Genomic DNA, 24,895 nt, shown 5'->3' on the forward strand with positions numbered 1-24,895 from the left:
TCAAAGACTCTGGAGAGACTAATGACAGAAATTAATTGTGCTGAAATGTGTCAAAACGGCTGTGTTTTGGGCGACAAATGTCCGAATCGTGAATACACCGAACAAGCCAGCCAATTTATCAGCGATACACCGCTCGATCAAATGTTGGCAATCGCGGAAGAAGCCGTGCGGAAAAAGGCGCTAGAACGAATGTCTACACCGACTCAGTGGATTTTGCCGGAAGATTAGAGCCTTGATTAGAGCTTTTTCACTCCGTTGCTCACCCGCCCCGGAATGGAATTCGGGGCTAATCGAACGAAGTCCACTGAAGGGGACTAAAAGCCAAGTGGAGTATCCCCAGTCCGTTTCAACGGACTTCGCACTGTTAGCCCCGAATTCTATTCTAGGGCGGACGCGAACGAAGCGAGAAATTTCAACACGCCCTAAACCGGAAGATCTTTACGAGGATTAAAGGTTTCAGCTTGCCGCAATTTCTCGTAAAGTTCACGTTCTTGTTCGCTCAACTCTTTCGGAATCGCGATCGTCAATTCAACAATCTGATCGCCCCGATCACCATTCACATCGGGATAGCCTTTATTTGCCAGTCGTAATCGCTGTCCCGATCGTACTCCCGCTGGAACCACCATTTTCACTAATCCATCGAGCGTTGGCACTTCAACAGGCGCACCCAAAACCGCTTCACTTGGCGTAATTGGCAATTTGCAGCTAATATCTGAGCCTTCTAACCTGAAAAACGGATGCGGCGACACTTCGATGTTGAGATACAAATCGCCACCGTTGACCCCTTGTTCTCTTAATCGAACTTTTTGCCCGCTCACCATGTGGGGCGGCATATCGACTTCCAGCGATCGACCATCTTCGAGCCGAATTCGCTCCCGCCCACCTGAATACGCTTTTTCCAGCGGAACCGTTAATCGTGCCTCTGCATCCCGTTTCTGTTTGGGAGGTTTCACCGTGTAGCTCTCTTTCGAGGTGCCTGGACGAAATGGATCGGGTTCTTGCCGAGGAGGAGGGGGCGCTGCCGTGCGAACGGTTCGAGTCGTTTGAGTACGTCGGGGAACTGGATCGAATTCGGGTTCTGGTGCAGGAGTCCGCCGACTCAGGATCTCATCATAGAAATCGTTGAACGTTCTGAACTTGCCAAACTTTTCTTTATCGTTTCGTCCGCCCCGTCCGAAACCGGGCTGTTTCCAGAATCCTCCTAATTGGTCGTACTCGGCTCTTTTCACTGAATCAGACAGCACTCCGTAAGCTTCTCCGATCGCTTTAAATTTGTCTTCTGCTGCTTTATTTCCGGGGTTGAGATCCGGGTGATATTGCCGCGCCAATCGTCGATACGATCGCTTAATTTCATCAGCCGACGCATCATTCGCAACGCCCAAAATCTCGTAATAATTGCGGAAACTTTGCATAGGAAAACAGCACTAGAAAGGAAGGGAGGAAGGCTAGGGACTAGAGTGTAGCACTGTTTGAGAGATTCGGAGCAACTCTCTTTGTCCCTAATTTTCTACAGCCAATCGTCTTCATCATCCCAATTGTCTTGTTGATAGTTGGGACGAGACGGACGTTTACGAGGCGTATCATCTCGGCTGGATCGATCGTTGTAATAGTCGGCATCGTAATCCGAGCGACTCCGAGGCGGCGCATCATAATTGTCGCGACGGGGCGGAATAGAATCGTCGTTGCCACGAGGCGATCGATCTTGGCGAGGTGTGCCGTAATCGTAGTATTCGGAGTTCTGAGAGGAATCGCGGTATGGATCAGAACTCCGACGCGGGGGTGGACTGTTAAAGTCAGAATCGCGTGGCGTTCGACTGCTAGAACCGTAATCATCGCGGGGAGTTGATCGGGTTCCAGAACTGTAATCGTCGCGGGGAGTCGATCGACTAGAACCGTAATCGTCTCGTGGAGTCGATCGACCACCTGAACTGTAGGGATCGCGGTATTCGTCGCGGGTTGGATAATTCGGACGATAAGGAGGCTCAGGAGCAGGATTTAGCGCATATCCGCTGCGTCCACCGTTCCAGTAGTCATCGCGGTAATCGCGGCGATTGTCGTAGTAGTAATCGTCATCATCTTCCAAGAAGAAGTCTTTGATCGATTGCAGAATGCCGCCTTCGCCTTCTTCGAGTTTGTTCTGCTGATAGACTTCGCGATTGAGATCGTAAAGGGCATCTTTCAGGTCAGCTTCAGCAATATCGATTCCGCGATCGTCATTATTTGCCAGTGCTTCCCGCAGTCGTTGAACCAATGGTTCGATGCGATTGCGATACGGTGAAACAAATTGGAAGCCGAAATCCAAAGTCGCCTCTCGTAACTGCCGTTCAGCTTGATAAGTCATCGCTTCAGCACGATTGCGTTTTTCGACTTTTTCTTTTTTCAAATCGTCAAGGTCAGCGTATCGCTTCGCATCTTCGATCATTTGCTCGATCTCGATCGCACTCAAGTTCGATGCGCCTTGAATTGTGATGCTTTGTTCGCGTCCAGTGGTGCGATCCATTGCGGTCACTTGCAGAATGCCATTCGCATCGATATCAAATGCCACTTGAACTTGCGGAATTCCACGGGGTGCAGGGGGAATGCCCATCAGTTTGAAGCGCCCCAAGGATTTATTGCCCGAAGCCATCGATCGTTCTCCTTGAAGAACGTGAACTTCAACAACAGTTTGGTTGTCTTCAGAGGTTGAGAACACATCCGATCGACGAGTCGGAATCGTTGTTCCACGTGGAATCAGCGTTTTCATAATGCCGCCGATCGTTTCGAGTCCGACTGAAATCGGAGTGACATCGAGCAGGAGAATATCTTTCACTTCACCTGCGAGAATTCCGGCTTGAATTGCGGCTCCGACCGAGACGACTTCATCAGGGTTGACGTTCTGATTGGGTTCGAGATTGATCAGCGATCGGACCACTTCCTGCACCATTGGCATTCGGGTGCCGCCACCGACTAAGACCACTTCATCGATATCGCGTGGAGACAGTCCCGCATCTCGAAAGGCTTCTCTCAAGGGATTTCTCAAGCGAGAGAGCAAGTCTTCACACAAGCCTTCAAACTGCGATCGAGTCAGTCGCGTATTCAAGTGTTTTGGACCGTCTTGATCCGCTGCAATAAACGGCAAATTAATGTCAGTCACACCCACGCCCGAAAGTTCGATTTTCGCTTTTTCTGCGGCTTCAGTGAGTCGCTGTAACGATTGGCGTTCTTTGCGTAAATCGATTCCTTCCTGCTCTAAAAATTGCTCTGCCAGCCAGTTGACGATTTTTTTATCGAATTCGGCTCCCCCTAGTTGAGTGTCGCCGCTGGTTGATTTCACTTCAAATACGCCATCTCCGACATCGAGAATCGAGACATCGAACGTACCGCCACCGAGGTCAAACACCAGAATCGTTTCGCTCTGAACGCGATCGAGTCCATACGCCAACGATGCCGCAGTCGGTTCGTTCAAAATCCGCTTGACTTCTAATCCTGCGATTCGTCCGGCATCTCGTGTCGCTTGCCGTTGAGCATCATTGAAATAAGCAGGAACGGTAATCACGGCTCCGGTCACAGGTTCGCCCAAATAGCGAGAGGCTTCATCGGCTAATTTTTTCAAAATAATCGCCGAAATTTCTTCAGGTGCAAAATCTCGCTTGAGTCTGGGGCATTTCAGCTTAATATTTCCCGTTTCGTCTTTGCGAATGGTATAAGGAACCCGCTTCGATTCGGGACTGAGTTCGCTGTATTTGCGTCCCATGAAGCGTTTGACTTCAAAAAACGTATTCTGCGGGTCTAACACCGCTTGACGACGCGCCATCTGTCCGACCAGGCGTTCCTCGTCTTTATTTACGCCAACGACCGACGGCGTAGTTCTCATCCCTTCGGCATTGGCGATGACTACTGGCTTACCGCCCTCCATGACTGCCACGACCGAGTTGGTTGTACCCAGGTCAATCCCAACGACTCTACCCATTCGCTTTTCTAGCCTGCGATCATAAGGTTTTCTGGACTTATTCTATCTTGTCACTTCCACATCCGTTGTTCAGGCTGATCAGATGTGTCGATCGAAGCTTGATAATTTTAGCGGAATCAGTCGGAATGATATTAATAGCGTGAAAGTTAAAGCGGTATGAAATGGATTCTTGCCTTCGTTAGTGTATGGGTGTTTTTTGGAGAAACACAAGCAATTGCGGTTCCAGATTGGCGATCGACGGCTGAAATTACGTTATCTGAACCGCAAACGAATGAGATTCGCGTGGTAGTACGCCCAAAATTGCGACGGGTTTATCTGTACGAAGGGAAAGTGATTATCGCAAGTTATGCGATCGCGATCGGAAAACCCGGTTGGGAAACGCCGCCCGGTCAGTATCAGATCTTTTCAAAAGAAGTGAATCCGGTTTTCAAGAATTTCAAAACAGGCAAAATGATTCAACCGGGTCCAAATAATCCGTTAGGTGTTCGCTGGATTGGATTTTGGACAGATGGCAAAACGCAACTTGGATTTCACGGCACGAACGAACCGGAATTAATCGGGCAAGCCGTGTCTCATGGCTGTATCCGAATGCGAAATAAGGATGTCGTTGCGCTGTTTGAAAAGGTGTCGATCGGGACTCCTGTGATCGTTGAATGATAATCTAGATGTACTATTGCCGGAGGTTTTGCCATGACAGCCGAAGTGATGAAGCGATTGTTCACGGTCAAGCAATATCACCGCATGATCGAAACCGGAATTCTCCAAGAAGGCGATCGTGTAGAGTTAATTCGCGGAGAAATTGTAGAGATGGCGGCGATTGGAACGAGACATGCAGCAGGAGTAAGACGATTGAATCGATTGTTTTATGACAAATTTGGTCAGCAAGTTTTGATTTCGCCCCAAAATCCGGTTGAGGTCGATGAATATTCGGAGCCGGAGCCTGATATTGCAGTTCTTAGACCGCGTGCAGATTTCTACGTCTCTGCCCATCCCACTCCCAATGATGTGTTTTTGCTAGTCGAAGTTTCAGATTCAACGATTCGGTATGACCGAAGTGTCAAAATTCCGCTCTATGCCGAAGACAACATCACCGAAGCTTGGATCGTGGATGTGAATGCAGAGTTAGTCGAAGTCTATCGGCAACCGAGTGCAAGCGGATATCAATCGCTTCAGACTTACAGACGCGGACAATCGATCGAGCTTTTAGCCTTTCCGAATGTGTCGATTACGATTGACGAGATTCTGGGCTAACTTTGCGAGTCTGCCAGCGTTTGATCACCTTCGTAAGCTGATAAATTCCGAAACCAAAGAATCCAATCACGAGCAGTCCAGCAATGACCGGAACCGTGATTGCAAGAACAGATAGTAGAAGCGCGATCGCTAATTCCACCGCTGCAAAAATCGGATTAGTCAATCCACCGGAAGCCGCTGTCGAAGTTCCTCTCAGTACATTCGTAAGCAATTTTGTAATTCCAGCAGTTCCGCCACCCGCCACGATCGCTAATGTCCACTGAATTAACGGATTCATATCAGGTGCAACGGAAGCCGCTACGATCGTGCCTGCAATCATCGCCGCAGGTGTCGCGAGAAAATCTAGAGCATGGTCAAACCAGGGGATCGAATAGCCAATGACTTCGAGAACACTGGCGATCGCAAACAAATCAAACGCCTGCATACTTTCAATCCAATCAAAATCAGTGGGTAAATCGTAATGCCCAAAGACTGAAACACCGCTCAGAACTAAGAGCGGAATGAAGACACGAAATCCAGCCGCAGCACTTAAGCTAATTCCTAAAAGAAGTTCAATAACTGTATTAAATGTTAGATCCACTGGTTTGCCCTCAATGCCACTTTTAGTGTAGAAGGCGATCGCGTTTCATCAACTCTGCTAACCGAATCAGATCGAGTCGAGATATCCCACCCAGACGGTAGAGAACATTGATTAGATACTTAAAGTGCTGGGTATTAGGTGCTGAATATGAATTTAGAGAAAGGCTGTGAATGTTGTCAGCGTGGAGAATATGTAGAAGCGATCGCACATTTCGATCAAGCCATTCAAGAAGATACGAACTGCTCAAAAGCTTGGAATTTTCGCGCTAATGCGCTTTCTGCTCTGAAACGATATGCAGAAGCATTACAGAACTACGATCGAGCTACATTCCTCAGACCTGATTATCATCAGGCGTGGTTTAATCGCGGATTGCTATTGATGGAGATGGGCGCGTATGGGAATGCGATCGAATCTTACGATCGAGCAATTGATCACTATCCTGATCCTGCTTACATTCATGCAAGAGCTTCGATCGGACTAAGACAGAAATTAGTATTTGCGTAACTATCGCCGTCGAGCTTTACTGATCATTTTGCGCGACAGTCGGAGGGTGAGATCTTCTTTCTCTGCCCAATCTTGCAGCAATCGATAAAAGGTTTGTCGATCGTCATTTTTCAACACGGCAACCTGATCCGCTGTTTCAATCACATAAGGATAGCCACCCCCGATTACAACTTCAGCCCGAACCCAATCTAAGATACGATCGTGCCAACCTTCCTCATAAATCCACAGCGGTAGTTCAATTCGAGCCGGATAACTATCGCGATTCGTTTTCAGGTAAGTGAACACAATACGATCGCGATGACTGCCATACAAATCGCGCACTCCAGGACGTTGACAAAGAAATAGCGGAGTTCGATCGCCCCACTGCATCTGATTTTTAGCGCGGTTCAACAATTGAGCATCGTGAATCGTTTTGCTTTCAGGCAGATTACACAATCGCTGCAACATTTCTGTGAGATCTCTTGCACTCGAAGTATCCACATAACCAACAACCGGAACACGATAATCTTCACTTGCTTGTAAAACACTCCGAATACATCGGATATAGAACATCCGGGTTTCTTCGTCGAAGGCTTCTGAAAAAGTCGCAATCAATGAGCCATCAAAGAACGCGAGACAAGTTTGGCTTCCTGCATGTTCTTCCATGTATTGAACAATGCGATCGCATTCCATTTCAAAGCGTCGTAAGTTTACTCTGCGATCGGCTAAATCACCCCGCCCCACTTTCAAATCATTCGGAGTCATGACATCGAGAGTAATGTCTTTCTCGTACTTGCCTGCTTCAAGATGATCGTTCTCAAACCAGCCAATCTGTACTAAGGCAACCGGAATCGAGAAATCTTTGCTCGGATAGATTTGAGAGCCATCCACCGAGAAAGTCGAAATTCCGGTAATGCGATCGCGCACCCATTCCAAACTTTCCTCGCGATTCTGCCAGCTTAGATTCGAGTGCATAATCCATTCCGGAAACAGTCCCAACGGCTCGACCGGTCTTGCTCCACAGTCCTGCATATCCTCTAATGCGCTGAGTAATGCTCGATCGGACTTCTGCGACATCTGAATCAGTGCGGTTCCGTACTGTTGGAGCGCTTGAAGGGCAGAGCGATCGAACGACATGAAGTCCTCACGTTTACGATCGAGCAAGCTCAAAATCTCAGAAGGCTTGGTTGGCATGACTCGCACCAGTTGGTATTGAAGTACTATATCAAACGTTTTCGATCGCGGCGAAATCCACACCCAGATCTTGGTATTGTGGATCTAATAGCAATTCAAATTTATCAATGCCTGCCACGATCGATTCTCAAATTACTGCATTTCCCCTCGCTGCCGTTGTCGGTCAAGAAGCGATTAAACTCGCGCTGCTTCTTGCTGCTGTTGATCCAGGTTTAGGTGGAGTGGTCATCGCTGGACGACGCGGAACTGCTAAATCTGTGATGGCGCGGGCGATTCATGCACTTCTGCCGCCGATCGAGGCTGTGAAAGATTCGGTCAGCAACTGTGAACCGAACGCGATCGCAGAATGGGATGATTTCACGCTAGAACAATTCGGGAATGTCGAAGAAGTCCCGACCGAAATCATTCGCGCTCCTTTTGTGCAGATTCCATTAGGTGTGACGGAAGATCGACTACTCGGATCAGTTGATGTCAGTCAATCGATCAAACAAGGTGAAACGGTCTTTCAGCCTGGACTGTTGGCAGAAGCAAATCGAGGCGTGTTGTATGTTGATGAAATCAATCTCTTAGATGATCAGATTTCTAATTTATTGCTGTCAGTTTTAACTGATGGACGCAATCAAATCGAGCGCGAAGGCATTAGTTTCCAGCATCCTTGTAAGCCGTTGTTGATTGCAACCTACAATCCTGAAGAAGGAACATTGCGAGAACATTTGCTCGATCGCATTGCGATTTCCCTCTCTGCGGATGTGGTGTTGGGACTTGACGATCGAGTTCAAGCCGTGGAACAAGCAACCCGCTATTCTAATTCGCCTCAAACATTCCTCGAACAATACAACGAAGACATTGACGCGCTGAAAACACAAATTATCTTGGCGCGAGAATGGCTCAAAGATGTTCAGATTAGTTCAGATCAGATTGAGTACTTAGTCACTGAAGCCGTTCGTGGCGGAGTTCAAGGACATCGAGCGGAATTGTTCGCGCTTCGAGTGGCAAAAGCTCATGCCGCTTTAGAAGGTCGGACTCAGGTGAATGCAGAGGACTTGAGGAAGGCGGTCGAATTGGTGATTATTCCTCGATCGACGATCGTTCAAACTCCACCTGAAGAAGCCCCGCCACCCCCGCCGCCACCCCCACCACAAGATCAATCTGATCAAGAGCAAGACCAGCAAGAAGATCAGGAAGACCAAGACGAACCAGAAGACCAACCAGAGCAAGATACACCCAACATTCCAGAAGAATTCGTCTTTGATCCAGAGGGCGTAATTCTTGATCCTGAAGTGTTGTACTTTGCTCAGATGGCAACGCGACAAGGAAAATCGGGAAGCCGCACGATCGTACTTTCTGAAGATCGCGGACGCTATATTAAACCGATGCTTCCGAAAGGGAAAGTTCGACGAATTGCAGTCGATGCAACGCTCAGAACTGCTGCGCCCTATCAAAAATCGAGAAGAGCGAGATCCGAAGAACTTCCGGCTGGTCGTAAACGGGTCTTTGTTGAAGAAACGGACATTCGAGCAAAACGACTGGCACGAAAAGCGGGTGCATTGATCGTGTTTGTCGTGGATGCGTCTGGATCAATGGCACTCAATCGCATGAATGCCGCGAAAGGTGCTGTTTTAAGCTTGCTTACAGAGGCGTATCAAAATCGAGATCAAGTTTCATTGATTCCGTTCCGAGGTGAACAGGCTGAAGTTCTCTTACCGCCGACTCGATCGATTGAAGCCGCAAAACGTAGGCTCGATCGCTTACCTTGTGGTGGCGGTTCTCCCTTAGCTCATGGACTGACTCAAGCCGTTCGAGTCGGACTGAATGCAAAACAATCCGGAGACATTGGACAAGTCGTGATTGTCGCGATTACCGATGGACGTGGAAACATTCCACTCGCTCGATCTCTCGGTGAAACCATTCCCGAAGGTGAAAAACCTGATATCAAAGGGGAATTGCTCGAACTTGCAGCAAAAATCCGCGCTCTGGGCATTCAGCTCTTAGTGATTGATACCGAAAACAAATTCATCTCAACTGGATTTGCCAAAGAACTCGCGAAACAAGCGGGCGGAAAGTATCATCACTTGCCAAAAGCGACCGATGCCGCGATCGCAGGAGTTGCCCGAAATGCGATCGCCGATATGAAAACGAAGTGACACAAAACTTCACAAATTCTGTACGCTTAAAGAGTGCGTTCAGAATGCAATTATGATCACGGCTCCTACAGTTTCAACGGAATACAAGATCTGGATGTGGAAAGGGTTCCAAGTCGCTTATCAAGCGCAAGGAACCGAAGGGATTCCCGTTGTTCTCGTGCATGGCTTCGGAGCTTCGTTTTTCCACTGGCGCAAAAACATTCCAGAACTGGCAAAAAATTGTCGGGTGTATGCAATCGACCTTATCGGCTTCGGTAAATCCGCTAAACCGAAACCCGTTGAGCAAATCGAATACACCTTTGAAACTTGGGGCGATCAGATTGCGGATTTCTGCCGTGAAGTGATCGGAGAGCCAGCAGTCTTGATCGGAAATTCGATTGGTTGTATTGCAGTGATGCAGGCAGCGGTCGATCATCCTGAAATTGCGCGATCGCTGGCTTTATTAAATTGCTCATTGAGACTATTGCACGATCGACATCGCGCCACACAGCCTTGGATTAAACGCATCGGTGCGCCGATTTTACAAAAAGTCCTGCAAAATCAAGCGTTTGGACAATGGTTTTTCAGTCAGATTGCTAAACCAAAAGCGGTTAGAAACATTCTGCTTAAAGCGTATGTAAACTCCGAAGCGGTCACAGATGAATTAGTAGAACTGCTACTCGGTGCAGCTTCAGATCAAGGGGCGACAGCCGTATTTATTGCATTTACTGGGTATTCTTCTGGACCTTTACCTGAAGATCTGTTGCCGAAACTGCCTTGTTGCGCGATCGTGCTTTGGGGCGAAAAAGATCCTTGGGAACCGATCGCGCTCGGTCGAAAATTTGCAGACTATCCGCAAGTCAAAGAATTCATTCCACTCCCGAACGTCGGGCACTGTCCCCAAGATGAAGCCCCCGAACTCGTCAACCCGATTCTGCAACGATGGATCGAGCAAACAGCAACCGAATCAAAAAATAGCTAAACAAATCTGCCAATCTGGCAACACCGTCAAAGTGAGTTCTCCTACAGTAATGACATCAGCCAAAGCGGTTGATTTCTCGAAAACATCATCAGAACTACAGGAGAGTTTCACATGATTATCACTGACTTAAACTACATCGAAGTCGTTTCCGAAGAAACCAGCATCAGTGGTGGTGGCAAGAAATACGGATTCGCAATTGCATACGCAGATGCGGACGCAACTGCGATTGGTCAAAAATTCGCGGCAACCTACACCGACACTAATACAATCGCTCTCTCTGGCAAGGGTGTTGCTGCTGCTTACTCAGGCTCCACATCCGGCAGTGTCGCGTACTAACGCTGAAAGAAGTTTGTGATTTAACTTCTTGAGTTGTGACACGACTTTAGAAGTTAAATCGCTTCATTGCTTGAAGCAATTCATCGTTATAAATCGCTGACAGTTCGAGTGGGACTTTTCAGCGATTTCTTTGTCCAAAAGTGTACTGTTAGGGTCAAAGGAGAAGCGAGTGATTATTTCTGATCTTGATCATCTGAACGCAGAGACAAGACCGATTTCGGGAGGAGTGTTTGCATTCGGATTCGCCAACGGCAGCGCGGAGGCGGTTGGCAACAAACTGAGCGTAGCGACGACAGTAAGTTTGACTTCAACTTATACGGTCGTGTTTGCTGCGCCGCGTGTTTATCACTAAATTTAGGTGGTTTTCTCACAATTTTGTAGGAGACATGAATCATGAGGACAGTTGAAATTTCGGATCTGAGTTTTTGTGAGCAGTATCACTCCGATCGAGTGCAGGGCGGCAGACTTTCGGTTCACATTCCGCCCGTTAAGGTTGTGGCGGATACAGCTACCGCTTATGCAGTCGAGGTCGCAGGCGTGGTGACTCCGGCAGGTGCGGCAGGTGCTTCAGCGGGTGCGGCGGCAGGTGCGGCGGCAGGTGGAGCTTCAGTTGGTGGAACCCCAGTTCTATCTGTACGGGCAACGGCGTTTGTCGGTGTAGTTTGAAGTCGTCCATCTGATGGATGATGAGCGATCGAGCTGCTCTCAGAGGAATCTGAGAGCACTTGCTCTTTGATGTTACTGCGGTGAGAGATAGTCTGTTCGATGGAATTTCACGATGCAGCTACTTCCAATGTCTGAAGATGCCACTATTACTCCAGATGATTTTGTTATTCAGTTGAAGAAGAACTTACAGTTCAGGTCTGTGTTCGAGCAGATTTTGTTTCAGCAAATTGTCGATCGCGTTGCAGAAGATCGATCTCTAACAATCACTCCGGATGAAATTCAAGCAGAAGCGGATCAGTTTCGAGCGACACGGCGACTCGAACGAGCAGCAGATACCTATCGCTGGCTCGAAGAAGAAAGAATCACCGCTGAAGAATGGGAAACTGGAATTCGCGATCGACTGCTCACCAATAAAGTGAAGGAAGCGCTATTTGGTGCAGAGGTCGAACGAATTTTTACCGAAAACCGCGTCAATTTTGACCAAGCGGTGATTTATCAAACTGTGGTTCCTTACGGGCAATTGGCACAGGAACTGTTTTATCAAATCGAAGAGCGAGAGATTAGCTTTTTCGAGGCGGCACATTTGTATGATATTGATGCAAAACGTCGGCATCATTGTGGATTTGAAGGCAAGCTCTACCGCTGGAGTTTACATCCTGAAATGGCGGCAGTCGTCTTTGGAGCAAGTTCTGGGGAACTACTGCGCCCATTACAAATGGGAGAGCATCACCATTTGATTCTAGTGGAAGAGCTGATTATGGCTGAGTTATCCGACGAGATTCAATCGGAGATTCTTGATCAGTTGTTCCAGGAATGGCTGAGAGATGAGTTGAAAGACGTAATTTCTTAATGATCTTTTAATAACAGTTGTATCGGCTTGTAAGAGATGCGCGTAAACTGAATTAGATTTTGTATCGTAAAGGAATCTAACTCACCAGTGTTTATGAATCCAAGTCTACTGCGTCAACTCTGGGCGATCGTCGAAGCGACTCAAGCCAATTCTCTGCTGAATCTCGACGATGCTCATCTGGTTCAATCCATATTAGGGCAATGTCACGTTCGACAGCCCCTAAATTCTGAGGAAAAAACCTTGCTTTCCGACTATCTCTATTCGCGCCTGAATCTGATTCGCGATTTGGCATCCGATCGCTTAGCCGTTCCCGTCTAAATAGCCTTCGATCAATAAATCAGCGTCGATCGCTCTCCAAGTCACTCGCGTTAATGCGATCGCATCGGTCATCTTTTCCAATCCCAAATTCCCGATCGGCGTTGGAGCCGCTTCACCCCCAATAATTTTCGGTGCCACGAACGCCCAGATTTTCTGAACACATCCATCTCGAATCGCTTGCGCTGCTAGTGTTCCGCCACATTCCCACAGCACTGTATTCAATCCGCGATCGTACAAATGTGACATGACTCTTGCAGGCGTTACCGTTTCTAAATTCACAACTTCTACGCCGTGTTGAGTCAAATGATTCTGCACGGTTTCGTCTGTATTCGTGCCTGTAAAAACGATCGTCGGTGCAATTTCTGTATTCCAAAGATTCGCATCCGAAGGCAGAGAGAGCGATCGACTCATGATCACCCGCATCGGTTGATGCTCTGAAAGTCCGTGTGTGGTCAAATGTGGATTATCGTTACGAACTGTGTTGCCACCAATCACGATTGCATCACAGGCTGTTCTCAATTGATGCACTTGATGGCGAGAGGATTTCCCAGTAATCCAGTGGCTATGTCCTGTTGTTGCTGCAATTTTGCCATCGATCGTCATTGCATATTTGAGAATTCCAAACGGGCGACGCTGCACAATTCGATGCACAAAGGCTTCATTCAAAACCTGGCAATCCGCTTCTTCAACGCCAACGGTCACATCGATTCCAGCAGTTCTCAGCGTTTCGATTCCGCTGCCCGCGACTTTTGGATTTGGATCGACCATTCCCACGACGACGCGGCTTACTCCGGATTCAACGATCGCTTTAGAACAAGGAGGGGTGCGACCGTAATGATTACAAGGCTCTAGATTCACATACAAAGTTGCACCTTGCGATCGCGTTCCTGCCTGTCTTAGCGCAAACACTTCGGCGTGAGGTTCTCCCGCTTTTGGATGAAATCCTTCTCCCACAATTTCGCCATTTGCCACAATCACACAGCCGACCAGCGGATTTGGAGCCGTCCGCCCGATCGCGGATCGCGCCAACTCTAAACAGCGCTGCATCATCGCTCGATCGAACTCTGTCCCCATCAATACAGACTGCTCGAAGTGGAATAATGACTTAAAATTTCTTGTCCCCAGCGCACGAGCCGTTCCGACCCTTCGATCATCAGCAGGTATTGACCGCGATCGAGATGATGCCGATAAATACTCGCAGTGGTTCCTTCCCCGAATAAGCCAAATAGCGCTCCTAACACTGCCCCCAAAAAGCCACCCATGATTGACAGTGCTGGAATCAAGAGCGGGTTGCGAAGTTCGGCGATCGTTAGCCAACCGAGGTGACTCGCAACCAAAAGAATCACGCCAGCAAGTGCGCCTAACGTTCCTAGCGTGAGGCTCAGAAATCGGGCTTTACGAACCGCAAGCTGCATCGGCTTCATCAGTCCGACACTTTCGGGATGGCTGTAACCTGTACCGACGATCGCGAGATGTTCAGGAGAAATGCCGTGATAATGAAGCAATCGATAGGCTTGGAAAACAGAAGCCTCGTCAGGAAAAACCATCACGGCAAGAAAAGATTGACGACGCATCAAGCCGTTTTTGCGAAGGAACCGTGTAACTGACACTGGAGTAATGGGGGGAGTAGCTAATTATCCTTGAATTCTAAACCCTTCTCCCCGATTTACCTACGTACCCTAGGAGGAATTTAATGATTTTTTCTATGAAGTTTATCGCGGCTTCTTAACACGACAAAAATCTACATCCGTTCTAAGACGGTTTGAATCACAGTCGGTTCAACTTGATCGGTGACAATCACCGTTCCGATCTGTCGGGGGAGCACAAATCGAACTTTGCCATCTTTGACTTTTTTATCGGCTTGCAAAGCTGGGATGATTTCAGCTCGATCGCATTCAGTCGGAATCCCAGTCGGTAAGCCTGCTTTTTCGAGTAGCACTTTTTGTCGATCGCATTCTCCTTGATCCCACAGTCCCATTTCCACCGCAATCAGTCCGGCTGCCATCATACCGATCGCGACTCCTTCCCCGTGGTTCACAACTCGATAATTGGTCAAACTCTCGATCGCATGTCCGATCGTATGTCCGTAGTTGAGAATTTCCCGCAGTCCCGATTCTTTCTCGTCTTTACTCACAACATGAGCTTTGGCTTGCGCCGATTTCACAAGCATTTCATTCACGAGTTCATCACCGACTGAGCGAATTTGATCGAGTCGTTTCGCTTGTTCGAGCTTCTCAAAGAGTTCTGCATCCCAAATAATGCCGTACTTGATGACTTCTGCGATCGCGGCTCGAAATTCCCGCGATGGCAATGTTTTCAGAACTTGCGGATCGATGAGAACTAATCTTGGCTGATGAAAGGCACCGATCAAGTTTTTCCCATTTGGATGATTCACTCCGGTTTTTCCACCGATCGCGGCATCGACCATCGATAGTAACGTCGTCGGCACTTGCACAACCGAAATTCCTCTAAGCCAAGTTGCCGCTGCAAATCCGGTCATATCTCCGATCACGCCGCCGCCCAAAGCTACCATCACAGATGATCGCTCTAACCGATTTTCCAACGCCGCATCGTAAATCTTTTGCAGGGTTGCGGGCGTTTTGTAACGTTCTCCCGCAGGCAAAATGCACGAACTCACCGTGAAGCCCGCCTCGGTCAGGGATTCGATCACTAATTGCCCGTAATGTTTGAAAATTGCTGGATTTGAGACAACGAGAGCTTTTTTACCGAGTTTGGAGAGCGACTTCATGCGATCGCCAATTTCATCGATCGACGAAATCACAATTTCGTAAGAATTTTGAGGCAGCGAAACGGGAATAACAGACGGCATGACTCGGTTGCAAAAACGGCTTAGAAGTTGATTCTATCAATCGCCCTCCGTTTTTCTGTATAGTTTTGTTAGGAAGTTAGGAGACAAAATTTATGTCCGCAGTCGTCGCTTATTTCTTACTCGTGGGTGGTGCGATCGCGCTTGCATACGCGCTGTTCTTTACGTTCCGTGCGATTAAGTTGATCTAGTCCCGTGGAATGCCTGGAAATCTTCAGGCATTCTTTTAAGAGAATGTTTGAAAAGTTATCGATCGTTGCGATTCTCGCCCTGAAATGAATTTCGGGCTAATCAGCGCAAGTCCATTGAAATGGACTGAGAACCTGTAAATGCCTCCCAGTCTACTTCAGTAGACTTTCTACGGTTAGCCCGAAATTCATTTCAGGGCGGGAGGCAATCGAAGCGAAAAGACTTTTTATACTCCTCAAACACCCTCTAACGTTTTCCAACCAGCCGAAACGAATTAAGAAATACATCGATACTCGTTGCTAGTCCCCGCTCTTGGTTCTCTTGGGTTGTCGTTACACTGACAAAATACGCCCGCCGATTGACAAGATAAACGCGCCACTTGGCACCCATCTCATCTGGTAGCTTAAAGTTCATTTCTCGACCCGGAAAGTTTCCCAGTCGAATCGTACGAAATGAAAGCAATTCAGCTTGATCTTTTTCTGCACCTCGACGAACGCCCTCATAGACTTCATTTTGAAGTTTACGATCGTTCCCAGGAGCCACAGGCAAATCGAGATAACCAACCGAATAACGCACCGATTCATCATCTCGAATCACTTCAAACAGCGTCAAGTTTCCTTCTTTGCGCTCTTTCGGAGTTCCGGGCATAACGACTGAAAAGCCTCCTCGCTGCGAGGTGAATCGTCTCCAGAGGCTTTCTTGGGCGGTTACACTTTTCAACTGCACTACAGGCGATCCGAGCAAAATCGCCAATCCTAACACCACTTGCCAACCGCGCATTTACAACACACCCTTCGAGCTTGGAATTTCATGAGCGCGGCGCGGATCAATTTCAACCGCCATTCGCATCGATCGAGCAAATGCCTTGAACGTCGCTTCGATAATGTGATGCGAATTAATGCCGTCTAACTGCCGAATGTGCAACGTCATCTGAGCGTGATTGATAATTGCAACAAAGAATTCGCGAACCAGTTGCGTGTCATACGTTCCAACGCGCTGAGTCGGAATCTCTAAACCGTAACTCAGATGGGGACGACCAGAGAAATCAAGCGCCACTTGAATCAATGCTTCATCCAATGGGGCGACAAAATGACCGAAGCGAACAATGCCTTTACGATCGCCTAATGCTTTGGCGATCGCCATTCCGAGCGTAATTCCAACATCCTCATTGGTATGGTGATCGTCGATTTCTAAATCGCCCACGGCTTGCACATCGAGATCAATCAGACCGTGTGAAGAAATCTGATGCAGCATGTGATCGAGGAACGGAATTCCAGTTTTGGCATTGCATTTTCCAGTTCCATCGAGATTTACCGTCACTTGCACATCGGTTTCACCTGTTTTTCGTGAAACTGAAGCAATCCGAGCCACCGAAAACACCGGGGAAATTTGAGGACGATCGCTAGTCTGCATGAGCTTGATCATTAAGAAAGGCAGTCTCTATTATGTCAATTTTTCTCATCGGTCTTTGATTTAAATCGATCGGCGCTACACTTTCAGGAAGTCCGACCAGATGGAAGTTATGGATACTAAAGCTGCTGTTGCCTTTAAAGCTGGAGAGCCTTTAAAGATTGAAACCGTTCAACTTGAACCCCCCAAAGCTGGAGAAGTATTAGTCGAGATTAAAGCGACTGGGGTTTGTCATACCGATGCCTTTACCCTTTCAGGCGCAGATCCAGAAGGTCTGTTTCCTGCAATTCTCGGTCATGAAGGTGCGGGAGTCGTTGTTGAAGTGGGCGAAGGCGTAAAGAGCGTTAAACCTGGGGATCATGTGATTCCGCTCTACACTCCGGAGTGTCGCAATTGTGAGTATTGTCTGAGTCGAAAAACGAATCTGTGTCAGGCAATTCGGACAACTCAAGGGAAAGGAGTAATGCCTGATGGAACCAGCCGATTTTCGATCGACGGTGAGCCAATCCTGCACTACATGGGAACCTCAACATTTTCTAATCACACGGTACTCCCCGAAATTGCAGTGGCAAAAATTCGCGAAGATGCACCGTTTGACAAAGTTTGCCTGATCGGGTGCGGAGTCACGACAGGGATCGGAGCCGTGATCAATACTGCCAAGGTTGAACCAGGCGCGAATGTGGTCGTGTTCGGATTGGGTGGAATTGGCTTAAATGTGATTCAAGCAGCGCGAATGGTCGGAGCCAACATGATTGTTGGAGTCGATCTGAATCCGAGTAAGCGATCGCTGGCTGAAAAATTAGGTATGACGCATTTCGTGAATCCGAGTGAGGTTGAAGGCGATTTAGTTCCGTATCTCGTGGAATTAACCAAAGGCGGAGCCGATTACAGCTTTGAGTGTATTGGCAATGTGAAAGTGATGCGGCAAGCGTTGGAATGTTGTCACAAAGGATGGGGCGAAAGCATTATTATCGGGGTCGCGGGTGCGGGTCAAGAGATTAGTACAAGACCCTTTCAGCTTGTGACCGGGCGCGTTTGGCGAGGAAGCGCATTCGGGGGAGCAAGAGGACGAACTGATGTGCCGAAGATTGTCGATTGGTACATGGACGGCAAGATCAATATCGATGATTTGGTGACGAAGGTTTTACCGATCGACGAAATCAATGAAGCCTTCGATCTAATGCACCGAGGAGAAGTGATTCGATCGGTGGTGACATTCTGATGGAACGAATTAGTAAAACCAAATGTTTCGGAGGCTCGATCGAGGTTTATTCTCATCGATCGACTTCATGCAATGCCCCGATGAAATTCTCGATCTATCTACCGCCGCAAGCGCAGGAACGCTCTTTACCTGTGTTGTACTTTCTCGCAGGTCTAACTTGCACCGAAGAAAATTTCATGGTGAAAGCTGGAGCGCAACAGTTCGCCGCAAAACATGGATTGATTGTCGTCGCCCCAGATACGAGTCCGAGAAACACGGGAATTCCGGACGAGAATGACGATTGGGATTTTGGCACAGGTGCAGGATTTTATGTAGATGCAACTCAGTCACCTTGGGATCAGCACTATCGCATGTATAGCTATATTGTTGATGAGTTACCGAGTTTGATTGCTGAGAATTTCCCAACTAACGGCAGACAAGGGATTTTCGGGCATTCAATGGGCGGACATGGAGCATTAATCTGTGCTTTAAAGAATCCCGCTCGCTATCAATCCGTTTCTGCATTTGCTCCGATTTGTGCACCGATGCAATGTCCTTGGGGAGAAAAAGCTTTCTCGAACTATCTGGGACAAGATCGATCGACTTGGCGATCGTATGATGCGACTGAGCTAGTTCAAACGAGTCAATTTCCGCGATCGATCTTGATTGATCAAGGCACGAACGATCAATTTCTTGCAAATCAACTGTTACCCGAAGTATTTCAACAAGCTTGTGAATCTGTCGGGCAACCGTTGACCTTACGATTTCAGGAAGGCTATGACCACAGCTACTATTTCATTGCCTCGTTTGTTGAAGCTCACGTTCAATTCCACGCGGAAATTCTGCTTGAAAGTGCGACATGATCTTGGGTCGCAGCACTAACATGACGATCGCAGATCCCATCGTTAAGATCGCGGCTGTCACTCCGGGGAATCCTGTTCCATATCCTAGACAGAAGTTCGCAACTGTCCCCATTAGCGAAAAGACAAAGCTAGTGATGGCAAAAAACGGAGCATGTTGAAAATTCAGAGCAGCAATCACTAGCAGAAGAGTTGCATACCACGGCTGATACCACGCGGTTGCAAATGCAAATAAAGCAAATGTAACCCAGCCAATTTGGATCATCAATTGACCTTCTAGAATTGATCGATCGCGATAAATTCGGTAGAGCGTGAAGCCATAGTAAGCAGCAAACAAAAGTAGGGTCAAACGACTATACAAATGGAGAATTTCTGCTTGAATCGAACCCGGTGCAAATTGGGTCGGACTCGATAAGGGCGGTTGAGTCAGGAACAAAATACCCTTGAGTACACCATGCCATGATCCCGCTGTCATCCCTTCGACTCCTGGATTTAGAATACTTCTCCAAGACTCGATCGTCGGAAACAAGGTCAAATGCAGCGTCAGAATCACAACTCCACCCACAACGAGAAATTTGGCGATCGTTTTCCAGCGTTTGAGCCGAATCAAAAACACTCCTATCAGTGGAATCCAAATAATCGGCAGCGTTTTGAGCAAAAATCCAACACCAGCAGAGAATAACGCCAGCAGATACCGCCGAGTTTTTAACAGTTGATCGATCGCAATTAAGACCGTACATAGAATCACGTCTAGATGTGCTTCGACGACCTGTTCAAACAGCAGTACCGGACTCAACAAATATGCCAGTGTGACTTGATGCCGATACACATTCGTTCTCAGCGCTCTCCAAATGAGGAATCCATTGAGCACATGAAACCCGACACAGAAGAGTTTGAAAAGGTAAACCCCCAGATAGATATTCGTCTCAACGAATTTCGCAGGAATCGCAAAGATAGCCAGTGAAATGATTCCATACGTCGAGCTTTGCTCCCAGTCTAAAAAAGTACTGACAACAGACTCAAAATCGATCGCATTCGTGAGGTACGGATTAATGCGATAAAGACTCATCAAACCGTACTGTAGGTACAGATGAATATCACTGGTCAATGGATGAGCCAGCCAAGCCACGATTAAAAATAAGCTTGCGGGTTTCAAGAGTTCGAGATAGCGCAATGCTGGCGTTTTTGGGCGGCTTTGGGTCAGCCAGATTAGATACAAAAAGCAGAGGGCAATGAATTCTAGAGTAATGAAGCGCCTGCGAATGAACATTGAGAAATCTTCGGCAGACAGAATTCCACGAATGTTCAGTTGGATTAGCGTCAATTGCGTTGCAAATACGATCGACAAAATCAGCGCAGCAACGTAGATAGTTTTTTGCTTTGGCATCTTAATCCCTGAGCAACTCCAGATATACAAGACAAATTCATAAATGCCTGCCTCTAACTGAAGTTAGATATTTGTCTCGATCGATTAACAATGCGATCGGCTGAATCGTATCGATCTAATCTACGAATGTGGCGGATTCTGCGTTGACCCGATGACCTAATGAATACAACATTCGCGTTGACCCAATGACCCGTAGAGACGCGATTAATTGCGTCTCTACCCGGATTTACGGTGAATGATGATTACCCGGATTTTATGGCGAAACGATTACCGCTCGATTTGATAACCGAACAGATTTGGATCAACTGCACCTAAATTGAGATCAGCCAATCCATATTCCGCCCAACGTTGATCGACCATTGCCGCCACATCGGGATCAGACTTAAGCGGATCAGCCCAAGGTCGATCAGTTTCTGGGAAAACTTTCGTCGTCGCATCAATTCCCATTCGACTCCCCAAACCTGGTTTCTCGGTCGCAAAATCGAGCGAATCAAACGGATTCTCCGGCAGAATAAACACATCGCGAGCCGGATCAACTTTTGAAGTAATCGCCCAAACGACGGCTCTGGGATCGCGGATATTAATGTCTTTATCCACGACAATCACGAACTTTGTATAAGTAAACTGCGGCAATGCACTCCAGAACGCTAACGCGGCTCGTCTTGCTTGTCCGGGATAGGCTTTATCGATCGATAACACCGCTGCTTTATAGCTCAAGGCTTCCATCGGCAAGAAGAAATCGATAATCTCCGGAACTTGCTGTCTGAGGATCGGCGTGTAAATTCGATTGAGCGCGATCGCCATCATGGCATCTTCTTTTGGCGGTCGTCCGCTAAACGTAGTGAGATAAACCGGATTTTTCCGATGCGTCATACACTGAAATCGCAGCAATGGAGCCTTTTCATTCACGCCGCCGTAATACCCCATGTGATCGCCCGCCGGACCATCGATCGCGCCATCTCCCGGTGTAATCGTTCCTTCTAAAACGAATTCCGAATCCGCAGGCACTTCTAAGTCAACGGTTTTACACTTTGCTAAATGTACACCCGCGCCGCCGTACAATCCCGCAAATAGCCACTCAGACAGATCGACAGGTAGCGGAGTTGCCGCCGCCATAATAATCAACGGATCAACACCGAGCGCGATCGCAACTTCTAATTTTTCTCCCCGTTCTGCCGCCTTTCTCAAGTGCCGAGTGGCTCCTCGCACCGACAACCATTGAACCGTCATCGTATTTTTCGACTGCAACTGCAACCGATACACCCCGACATTCGGAATCTTCGTTTCTGGATCTTTAGTGATCATCAATCCGAGCGTGAGCACTTTGCCTGCATCACCGGGATAGACCCGCAGCATCGGAATTTGATTGAGATCGACCTCATCATCTTTGAGGACAATTTGCTGACAAGCAGGAAGAAAATCGCGGGAAGGTTTCGCTTGCACCACATCGTACAGAACTTTTCCAAGCTCGATCGCTTGCGAAAACTTTTTCGGTGGGCGCGGCTGATACAACAACGCCAACTTTTTCCCCAGCGTTTCAAGCTCTTGCGGCGACTCCATATTCATCGCCAAACACACCCGTTCCACCGTTCCCATCAAATTCACGGCGACCGGATGCGGCGACCCTTTGACATTTTCAAACAGCAATCCAGGTCCACCATGCTGCAACATGCGATTCGCAATCTCAGCGATTTCTAAGTCAGGATCAACCAGCGTTTTGATACGGCGTAACTGTCCGCGTTCTTCAAGCTGTCTGATAAATCCGCGCAAATCTCTCGGCATAGCTCGGCAACATAAAGGACTCTTTCTATTATGAAGCGGTGGGGCGGCAGTACGAATTTCAAGCACGATCGCGGGCACTTTAAAAACAGATTTCACCTTCCGCCCCGTTCATGTCTACTCAAAGAGTTCCACTCGAAGCCCTGCAAAAAATTAGACAGCATTTCAAGACTGCTCTACTGGTTCCAAAAGCGGAAAATTACCCTGAGATTTATCTCGATCGAGAAGAACCCCCAGCACCGACTTCACTTCAAGACCTGAGCAGTTTGTTTCATTTCGGCGGTTCTCTAGAAGAAGCTTTCCAAATGCCGAATCGTCAAGGGCAATGGTTTATTAGCACCGCGAATCCTGGTACCGCTTTGATGAAGGTACCCAGCTTAAAGCTCAAACCAGGATTTCGACTCGTGAGCTATCTCTACCGCATCGGTGATGATGGCACTGGAGCAACTTGGGCACTTCCAGAACAGTTCAGCACGACTTCCCATCTAGAGAAAGCGCTCTTGACCGCTGGAGATCGCGACATGCCACCAAAACCCGAAAGCGCTTTAGCTGATTTTATGGATGCGATCGACGGTGATCATTCTCCGATGTCGTTTGTAATTGCGTCTCTACTGCGGTGTGAACTGCTCGAATTCGGTAAGGTCGGACGGATTGCTACTTGGAGCCATCATCGATTGCTCAATAGTCTTCCTGCCCTTCCTAATTGGCAATGGCGGGCAGAAGCACCGAAAGATTACTCTCCAAAAGTGCGAGTGTTTCCAGATGGGCGCGTTGCTGTGGAATTCTTTTCCTGTCGAACGGTTGCGCCGATCGCAGTTTTTCAACACGTCGATCATTATCTCGTTGGGCAATATCAAGCGAAACATCTTGATCGAGCGATCGCCATTTCTCAACCGACTAACGGAGCCGTCAAGCGTTAAGGAGTCGGCGGAAACGTCGCGCTTTGAACTTCTCCAGCGCTACCCATCGGTTTGAAAGTCGCATTGTTATAAGAAAGCGCTACGCCACCTGCATTTCCAGCCGTAACGACCACTTGCTGCTTTCCACTCCACGATCGCTGAGTGCCTTTAGGGAGTGTTCCTTCAAACGCAGGATTGCCATCGACCAGAACTTCGACCCAGCTATCTTCGTTGACATTCATTTTCACACCGACTGCACCCGCTGGAGAAGGACTCGGAGAAGGTTTCGCAGTGGCTTGAGTCGTTGGACTGGGAGGAGCGATCGAGGGTTTCGGGGATTGAACAGCGGTTGTCGCTACCGGAGTCGATCGCTCTGCGGGACGATTTAGGAGCGTTGCAGTAAGGATACCGATTACGCCAAGCGCGATCGCGCCTCCCAACGCAATCAAGGGCAATCGAGATGGCGCTTGATTGGTCTGTAATTTCGGCTCGTTCAGTTTTAGTTTCGGCTCGTCGCGGACTAGCTCTGGCTCTTGAGGCTTCGGAGTGGGGAGTGGGGTGACCGGTGCAGCGGGTTTTGGGGGTGGTGCAGCGGGTTTTAGCGGTGTAGTGTTTTGCACCACAGGCTTTAAGGGCGGTTCAGGAGTCGAAGAAATCAGGGTTGCCGCAGTGGGAGCAGGCAGCGGAGAGAGATCGACTGTGAATTCTTTTGATAAAGCGGTGCCATCAAGTCCGATCGCGTCGGCATAACGGCGAATAAAGCCTTGAATAAATACAGGCTCCGGAAGTCGATCGAGGTTTGCATCTTCGATCGCGCTCAAGAGTCGCTGCGGAATGTAGGTTTTCGCGGCAATTTCTTCGAGCGAAATCGACTTTTTCTGGCGTTCTTCGCTGAGGCGTGTCGCGATCGATTTGAGTTGTTCTTTCTGCGCCGAGTTGCCCATAATCCCTATGACTGTCCCTTAGCCTTGCGTCACGACAAAAGCACTTTAAATCAAGCCTAGCCTGTTGAGTCAAGCGTATCTCGCTCTGTTTTGGTGTACAAAATTGCGATCGCCTTTCAGTATGATGGGGAACTCAGACGAAATTGTAAAGCCAGATAAAATGCGACGAAGACCAGATATTGCGTTTATTCCGATGCCGCAACGGGCGATTGATGTGCTGCTCGAAGCGGTCGGAGCGAACGAAACCGATGTGATTTATGATCTCGGCTGCGGAGAGGGGCAGGTTTTAATCACAGCGGCGATGAGGTACGAGGTGCGGGGTGTGGGGATTGATATTGACCCGGTGCGAATCGAGCAAGCGCGATCGGCAGCGGAACAAGCAGGAATCAGCGATCGACTGACATTTCAAGAAGCGGATTTATTTGAAAGTCGGTTTGAAAACGCTTCGATCGTTGTTCTTTATTTATTGCCGCATCTTAATTTAAGGTTACGACCGATCTTGTTTAAGCAATTGCGATCGGGAACGCGAATTGTCTCGATCGATTTTGATATGGGGGATTGGGAACCGGAAAAAATGATCAAACTTGATATCGAAGAAGAAACGACTTTGTACTTTTGGACAATTCCTTGAAAATCATTTTAACAAGTGTTAACACGCAAAAATGCA

28 protein-coding genes are annotated in these 24,895 nt (G+C 48.1%); 16 read left to right on the top strand and 12 right to left on the bottom strand.

Annotated elements, in window-relative coordinates; all coding sequences use genetic code 11:
- The first annotated feature begins 21 nt into the window (after positions 1-21).
- Positions 22-228 carry a hypothetical protein gene (locus NIES2104_RS26775; RefSeq protein WP_059001396.1) on the top strand — a complete coding sequence of 69 codons (207 nt, stop codon included), beginning with the start codon at positions 22-24 and terminating at the stop codon, positions 226-228.
- 194 nt (positions 229-422) lie between these two features.
- On the opposite strand, the gene NIES2104_RS26780 is transcribed toward NIES2104_RS26775, so the two are convergent.
- Positions 423-1,412 carry a DnaJ C-terminal domain-containing protein gene (locus NIES2104_RS26780; protein ID WP_059001397.1) on the bottom strand — a complete coding sequence of 330 codons (990 nt, stop codon included), beginning with the start codon at positions 1,410-1,412 and terminating at the stop codon, positions 423-425.
- Positions 1,413-1,507: 95 nt separating this feature from the next.
- Complete coding sequence (gene dnaK / locus NIES2104_RS26785) at positions 1,508-3,949, bottom strand: molecular chaperone DnaK (RefSeq protein ID WP_059001398.1); 2,442 nt, start codon at positions 3,947-3,949, stop codon at positions 1,508-1,510.
- Positions 3,950-4,105: 156 nt separating this feature from the next.
- Here dnaK and NIES2104_RS26790 point away from each other — a divergent pair, with 156 nt between their 5' ends.
- A complete protein-coding gene (locus NIES2104_RS26790) occupies positions 4,106-4,606 on the top strand; it encodes a L,D-transpeptidase (RefSeq protein WP_059001399.1) in 501 nt (166 codons plus the stop codon).
- A 33-nt stretch (positions 4,607-4,639) separates the two neighbouring features.
- On the top strand, positions 4,640-5,200 hold the full coding sequence (locus NIES2104_RS26795) for a Uma2 family endonuclease (protein WP_059001400.1): 561 nt from the start codon (positions 4,640-4,642) through the stop codon (positions 5,198-5,200).
- Here NIES2104_RS26795 and NIES2104_RS26800 read toward each other — a convergent pair.
- The gene (locus tag NIES2104_RS26800) at positions 5,175-5,780 is read right to left on the bottom strand and encodes a DUF4126 domain-containing protein (protein ID WP_059001401.1); all 606 of its coding nucleotides are present in this window, start codon (positions 5,778-5,780) and stop codon (positions 5,175-5,177) included. The genes NIES2104_RS26795 and NIES2104_RS26800 overlap by 26 nt on opposite strands.
- 147 nt (positions 5,781-5,927) lie before the next feature.
- On the opposite strand from NIES2104_RS26800, the gene NIES2104_RS26805 reads away from it, so the two are divergent.
- Entirely contained in the window at positions 5,928-6,284 is a 357-nt protein-coding gene (locus tag NIES2104_RS26805) for a tetratricopeptide repeat protein (RefSeq protein ID WP_059001402.1), read from the top strand.
- On the opposite strand, the gene NIES2104_RS26810 is transcribed toward NIES2104_RS26805, so the two are convergent.
- Positions 6,285-7,457 carry a DNA double-strand break repair nuclease NurA gene (locus NIES2104_RS26810; RefSeq protein WP_059001403.1) on the bottom strand — a complete coding sequence of 391 codons (1,173 nt, stop codon included), beginning with the start codon at positions 7,455-7,457 and terminating at the stop codon, positions 6,285-6,287.
- A 107-nt stretch (positions 7,458-7,564) separates the two neighbouring features.
- Here NIES2104_RS26810 and bchD point away from each other — a divergent pair, with 107 nt between their 5' ends.
- The 7 genes from bchD (at position 7,565) to NIES2104_RS26845 (ending at position 12,732) form a co-directional block, all read left to right on the top strand.
- Positions 7,565-9,601, top strand: coding sequence for a magnesium chelatase ATPase subunit D (gene bchD, locus NIES2104_RS26815; protein ID WP_059001404.1), 2,037 nt, complete (start codon positions 7,565-7,567; stop codon positions 9,599-9,601).
- 52 nt (positions 9,602-9,653) lie between these two features.
- On the top strand, positions 9,654-10,562 hold the full coding sequence (locus NIES2104_RS26820; RefSeq protein ID WP_059001405.1) for an alpha/beta fold hydrolase: 909 nt from the start codon (positions 9,654-9,656) through the stop codon (positions 10,560-10,562).
- Between the two features lie 111 nt (positions 10,563-10,673).
- Entirely contained in the window at positions 10,674-10,898 is a 225-nt protein-coding gene (locus NIES2104_RS26825) for a hypothetical protein (protein ID WP_059001406.1), read from the top strand.
- Between the two features lie 169 nt (positions 10,899-11,067).
- On the top strand, positions 11,068-11,250 hold the full coding sequence (locus NIES2104_RS26830; protein WP_059001407.1) for a hypothetical protein: 183 nt from the start codon (positions 11,068-11,070) through the stop codon (positions 11,248-11,250).
- Positions 11,251-11,291: 41 nt separating this feature from the next.
- Positions 11,292-11,564 carry a hypothetical protein gene (locus tag NIES2104_RS26835; RefSeq protein WP_059001408.1) on the top strand — a complete coding sequence of 91 codons (273 nt, stop codon included), beginning with the start codon at positions 11,292-11,294 and terminating at the stop codon, positions 11,562-11,564.
- A gap of 112 nt (positions 11,565-11,676) precedes the next feature.
- On the top strand, positions 11,677-12,414 hold the full coding sequence (locus NIES2104_RS26840; RefSeq protein ID WP_225895294.1) for a peptidylprolyl isomerase: 738 nt from the start codon (positions 11,677-11,679) through the stop codon (positions 12,412-12,414).
- 93 nt (positions 12,415-12,507) lie between these two features.
- Positions 12,508-12,732: a hypothetical protein gene (locus NIES2104_RS26845; RefSeq protein WP_059001409.1), complete on the top strand. Its 225-nt coding sequence runs from the start codon at positions 12,508-12,510 to the stop codon at positions 12,730-12,732.
- Here the strand turns inward: NIES2104_RS26845 and ribD are convergent.
- The 3 genes from ribD to aroB all read right to left on the bottom strand — a co-directional run bounded on the left by ribD (position 12,715) and on the right by aroB (position 15,562).
- The gene (gene ribD, locus NIES2104_RS26850) at positions 12,715-13,806 is read right to left on the bottom strand and encodes a bifunctional diaminohydroxyphosphoribosylaminopyrimidine deaminase/5-amino-6-(5-phosphoribosylamino)uracil reductase RibD (RefSeq protein WP_059001410.1); all 1,092 of its coding nucleotides are present in this window, start codon (positions 13,804-13,806) and stop codon (positions 12,715-12,717) included. The two genes, NIES2104_RS26845 and ribD, sit on opposite strands and share 18 nt — an antisense overlap.
- Positions 13,806-14,306 (bottom strand): hypothetical protein, encoded by a 501-nt coding sequence (locus NIES2104_RS26855; RefSeq protein ID WP_225895295.1) that lies wholly within the window; start codon positions 14,304-14,306, stop codon positions 13,806-13,808. The genes ribD and NIES2104_RS26855 overlap by 1 nt, the downstream gene beginning before the upstream one ends.
- A 167-nt stretch (positions 14,307-14,473) precedes the next feature.
- The gene (gene aroB / locus NIES2104_RS26860) at positions 14,474-15,562 is read right to left on the bottom strand and encodes a 3-dehydroquinate synthase (protein WP_059001412.1); all 1,089 of its coding nucleotides are present in this window, start codon (positions 15,560-15,562) and stop codon (positions 14,474-14,476) included.
- 92 nt (positions 15,563-15,654) lie between these two features.
- Here aroB and NIES2104_RS26865 point away from each other — a divergent pair, with 92 nt between their 5' ends.
- Positions 15,655-15,750, top strand: a complete 96-nt coding sequence (locus NIES2104_RS26865) for a cytochrome b6-f complex subunit PetL (RefSeq protein WP_059001413.1) — start codon at positions 15,655-15,657, stop codon at positions 15,748-15,750.
- A 244-nt stretch (positions 15,751-15,994) separates the two neighbouring features.
- Here NIES2104_RS26865 and NIES2104_RS26870 read toward each other — a convergent pair whose 3' ends face one another.
- Together NIES2104_RS26870 and hisB are read right to left on the bottom strand one after the other, a co-directional pair.
- The gene (locus NIES2104_RS26870; RefSeq protein WP_059001414.1) at positions 15,995-16,528 is read right to left on the bottom strand and encodes a hypothetical protein; all 534 of its coding nucleotides are present in this window, start codon (positions 16,526-16,528) and stop codon (positions 15,995-15,997) included.
- Positions 16,529-17,161 carry an imidazoleglycerol-phosphate dehydratase HisB gene (hisB, locus tag NIES2104_RS26875; RefSeq protein ID WP_059002091.1) on the bottom strand — a complete coding sequence of 211 codons (633 nt, stop codon included), beginning with the start codon at positions 17,159-17,161 and terminating at the stop codon, positions 16,529-16,531.
- A gap of 109 nt (positions 17,162-17,270) precedes the next feature.
- Here hisB and NIES2104_RS26880 point away from each other — a divergent pair, with 109 nt between their 5' ends.
- A complete protein-coding gene (locus NIES2104_RS26880; protein WP_059002092.1) occupies positions 17,271-18,380 on the top strand; it encodes an S-(hydroxymethyl)glutathione dehydrogenase/class III alcohol dehydrogenase in 1,110 nt (369 codons plus the stop codon).
- On the top strand, positions 18,380-19,222 hold the full coding sequence (gene fghA / locus NIES2104_RS26885; RefSeq protein WP_059001415.1) for an S-formylglutathione hydrolase: 843 nt from the start codon (positions 18,380-18,382) through the stop codon (positions 19,220-19,222). Before NIES2104_RS26880 ends, fghA begins: the two co-directional genes overlap by 1 nt.
- On the opposite strand, the gene NIES2104_RS26890 is transcribed toward fghA, so the two are convergent.
- Complete coding sequence (locus NIES2104_RS26890; RefSeq protein WP_059001416.1) at positions 19,155-20,606, bottom strand: hypothetical protein; 1,452 nt, start codon at positions 20,604-20,606, stop codon at positions 19,155-19,157. The two genes, fghA and NIES2104_RS26890, sit on opposite strands and share 68 nt — an antisense overlap.
- 267 nt (positions 20,607-20,873) lie before the next feature.
- Positions 20,874-22,388 (bottom strand): UbiD family decarboxylase, encoded by a 1,515-nt coding sequence (locus tag NIES2104_RS26895; RefSeq protein ID WP_059001417.1) that lies wholly within the window; start codon positions 22,386-22,388, stop codon positions 20,874-20,876.
- 110 nt (positions 22,389-22,498) lie between these two features.
- Between NIES2104_RS26895 and NIES2104_RS26900 the strand changes: the two genes are divergently transcribed.
- Complete coding sequence (locus NIES2104_RS26900; protein WP_059001418.1) at positions 22,499-23,305, top strand: hypothetical protein; 807 nt, start codon at positions 22,499-22,501, stop codon at positions 23,303-23,305.
- On the opposite strand, the gene NIES2104_RS26905 is transcribed toward NIES2104_RS26900, so the two are convergent.
- Positions 23,302-24,228: a helix-turn-helix domain-containing protein gene (locus NIES2104_RS26905; protein WP_059001419.1), complete on the bottom strand. Its 927-nt coding sequence runs from the start codon at positions 24,226-24,228 to the stop codon at positions 23,302-23,304. The two genes, NIES2104_RS26900 and NIES2104_RS26905, sit on opposite strands and share 4 nt — an antisense overlap.
- A 160-nt stretch (positions 24,229-24,388) precedes the next feature.
- On the opposite strand from NIES2104_RS26905, the gene NIES2104_RS26910 reads away from it, so the two are divergent.
- Positions 24,389-24,859 (top strand): cyclopropane-fatty-acyl-phospholipid synthase family protein, encoded by a 471-nt coding sequence (locus tag NIES2104_RS26910; protein WP_059002093.1) that lies wholly within the window; start codon positions 24,389-24,391, stop codon positions 24,857-24,859.
- The last annotated feature ends 36 nt before the right edge of the window (positions 24,860-24,895 follow it).

The organism is Leptolyngbya sp. NIES-2104, from assembly GCF_001485215.1.
In the GTDB taxonomy this organism is placed as follows: Bacteria; Cyanobacteriota; Cyanobacteriia; order Leptolyngbyales; family Leptolyngbyaceae; genus Leptolyngbya.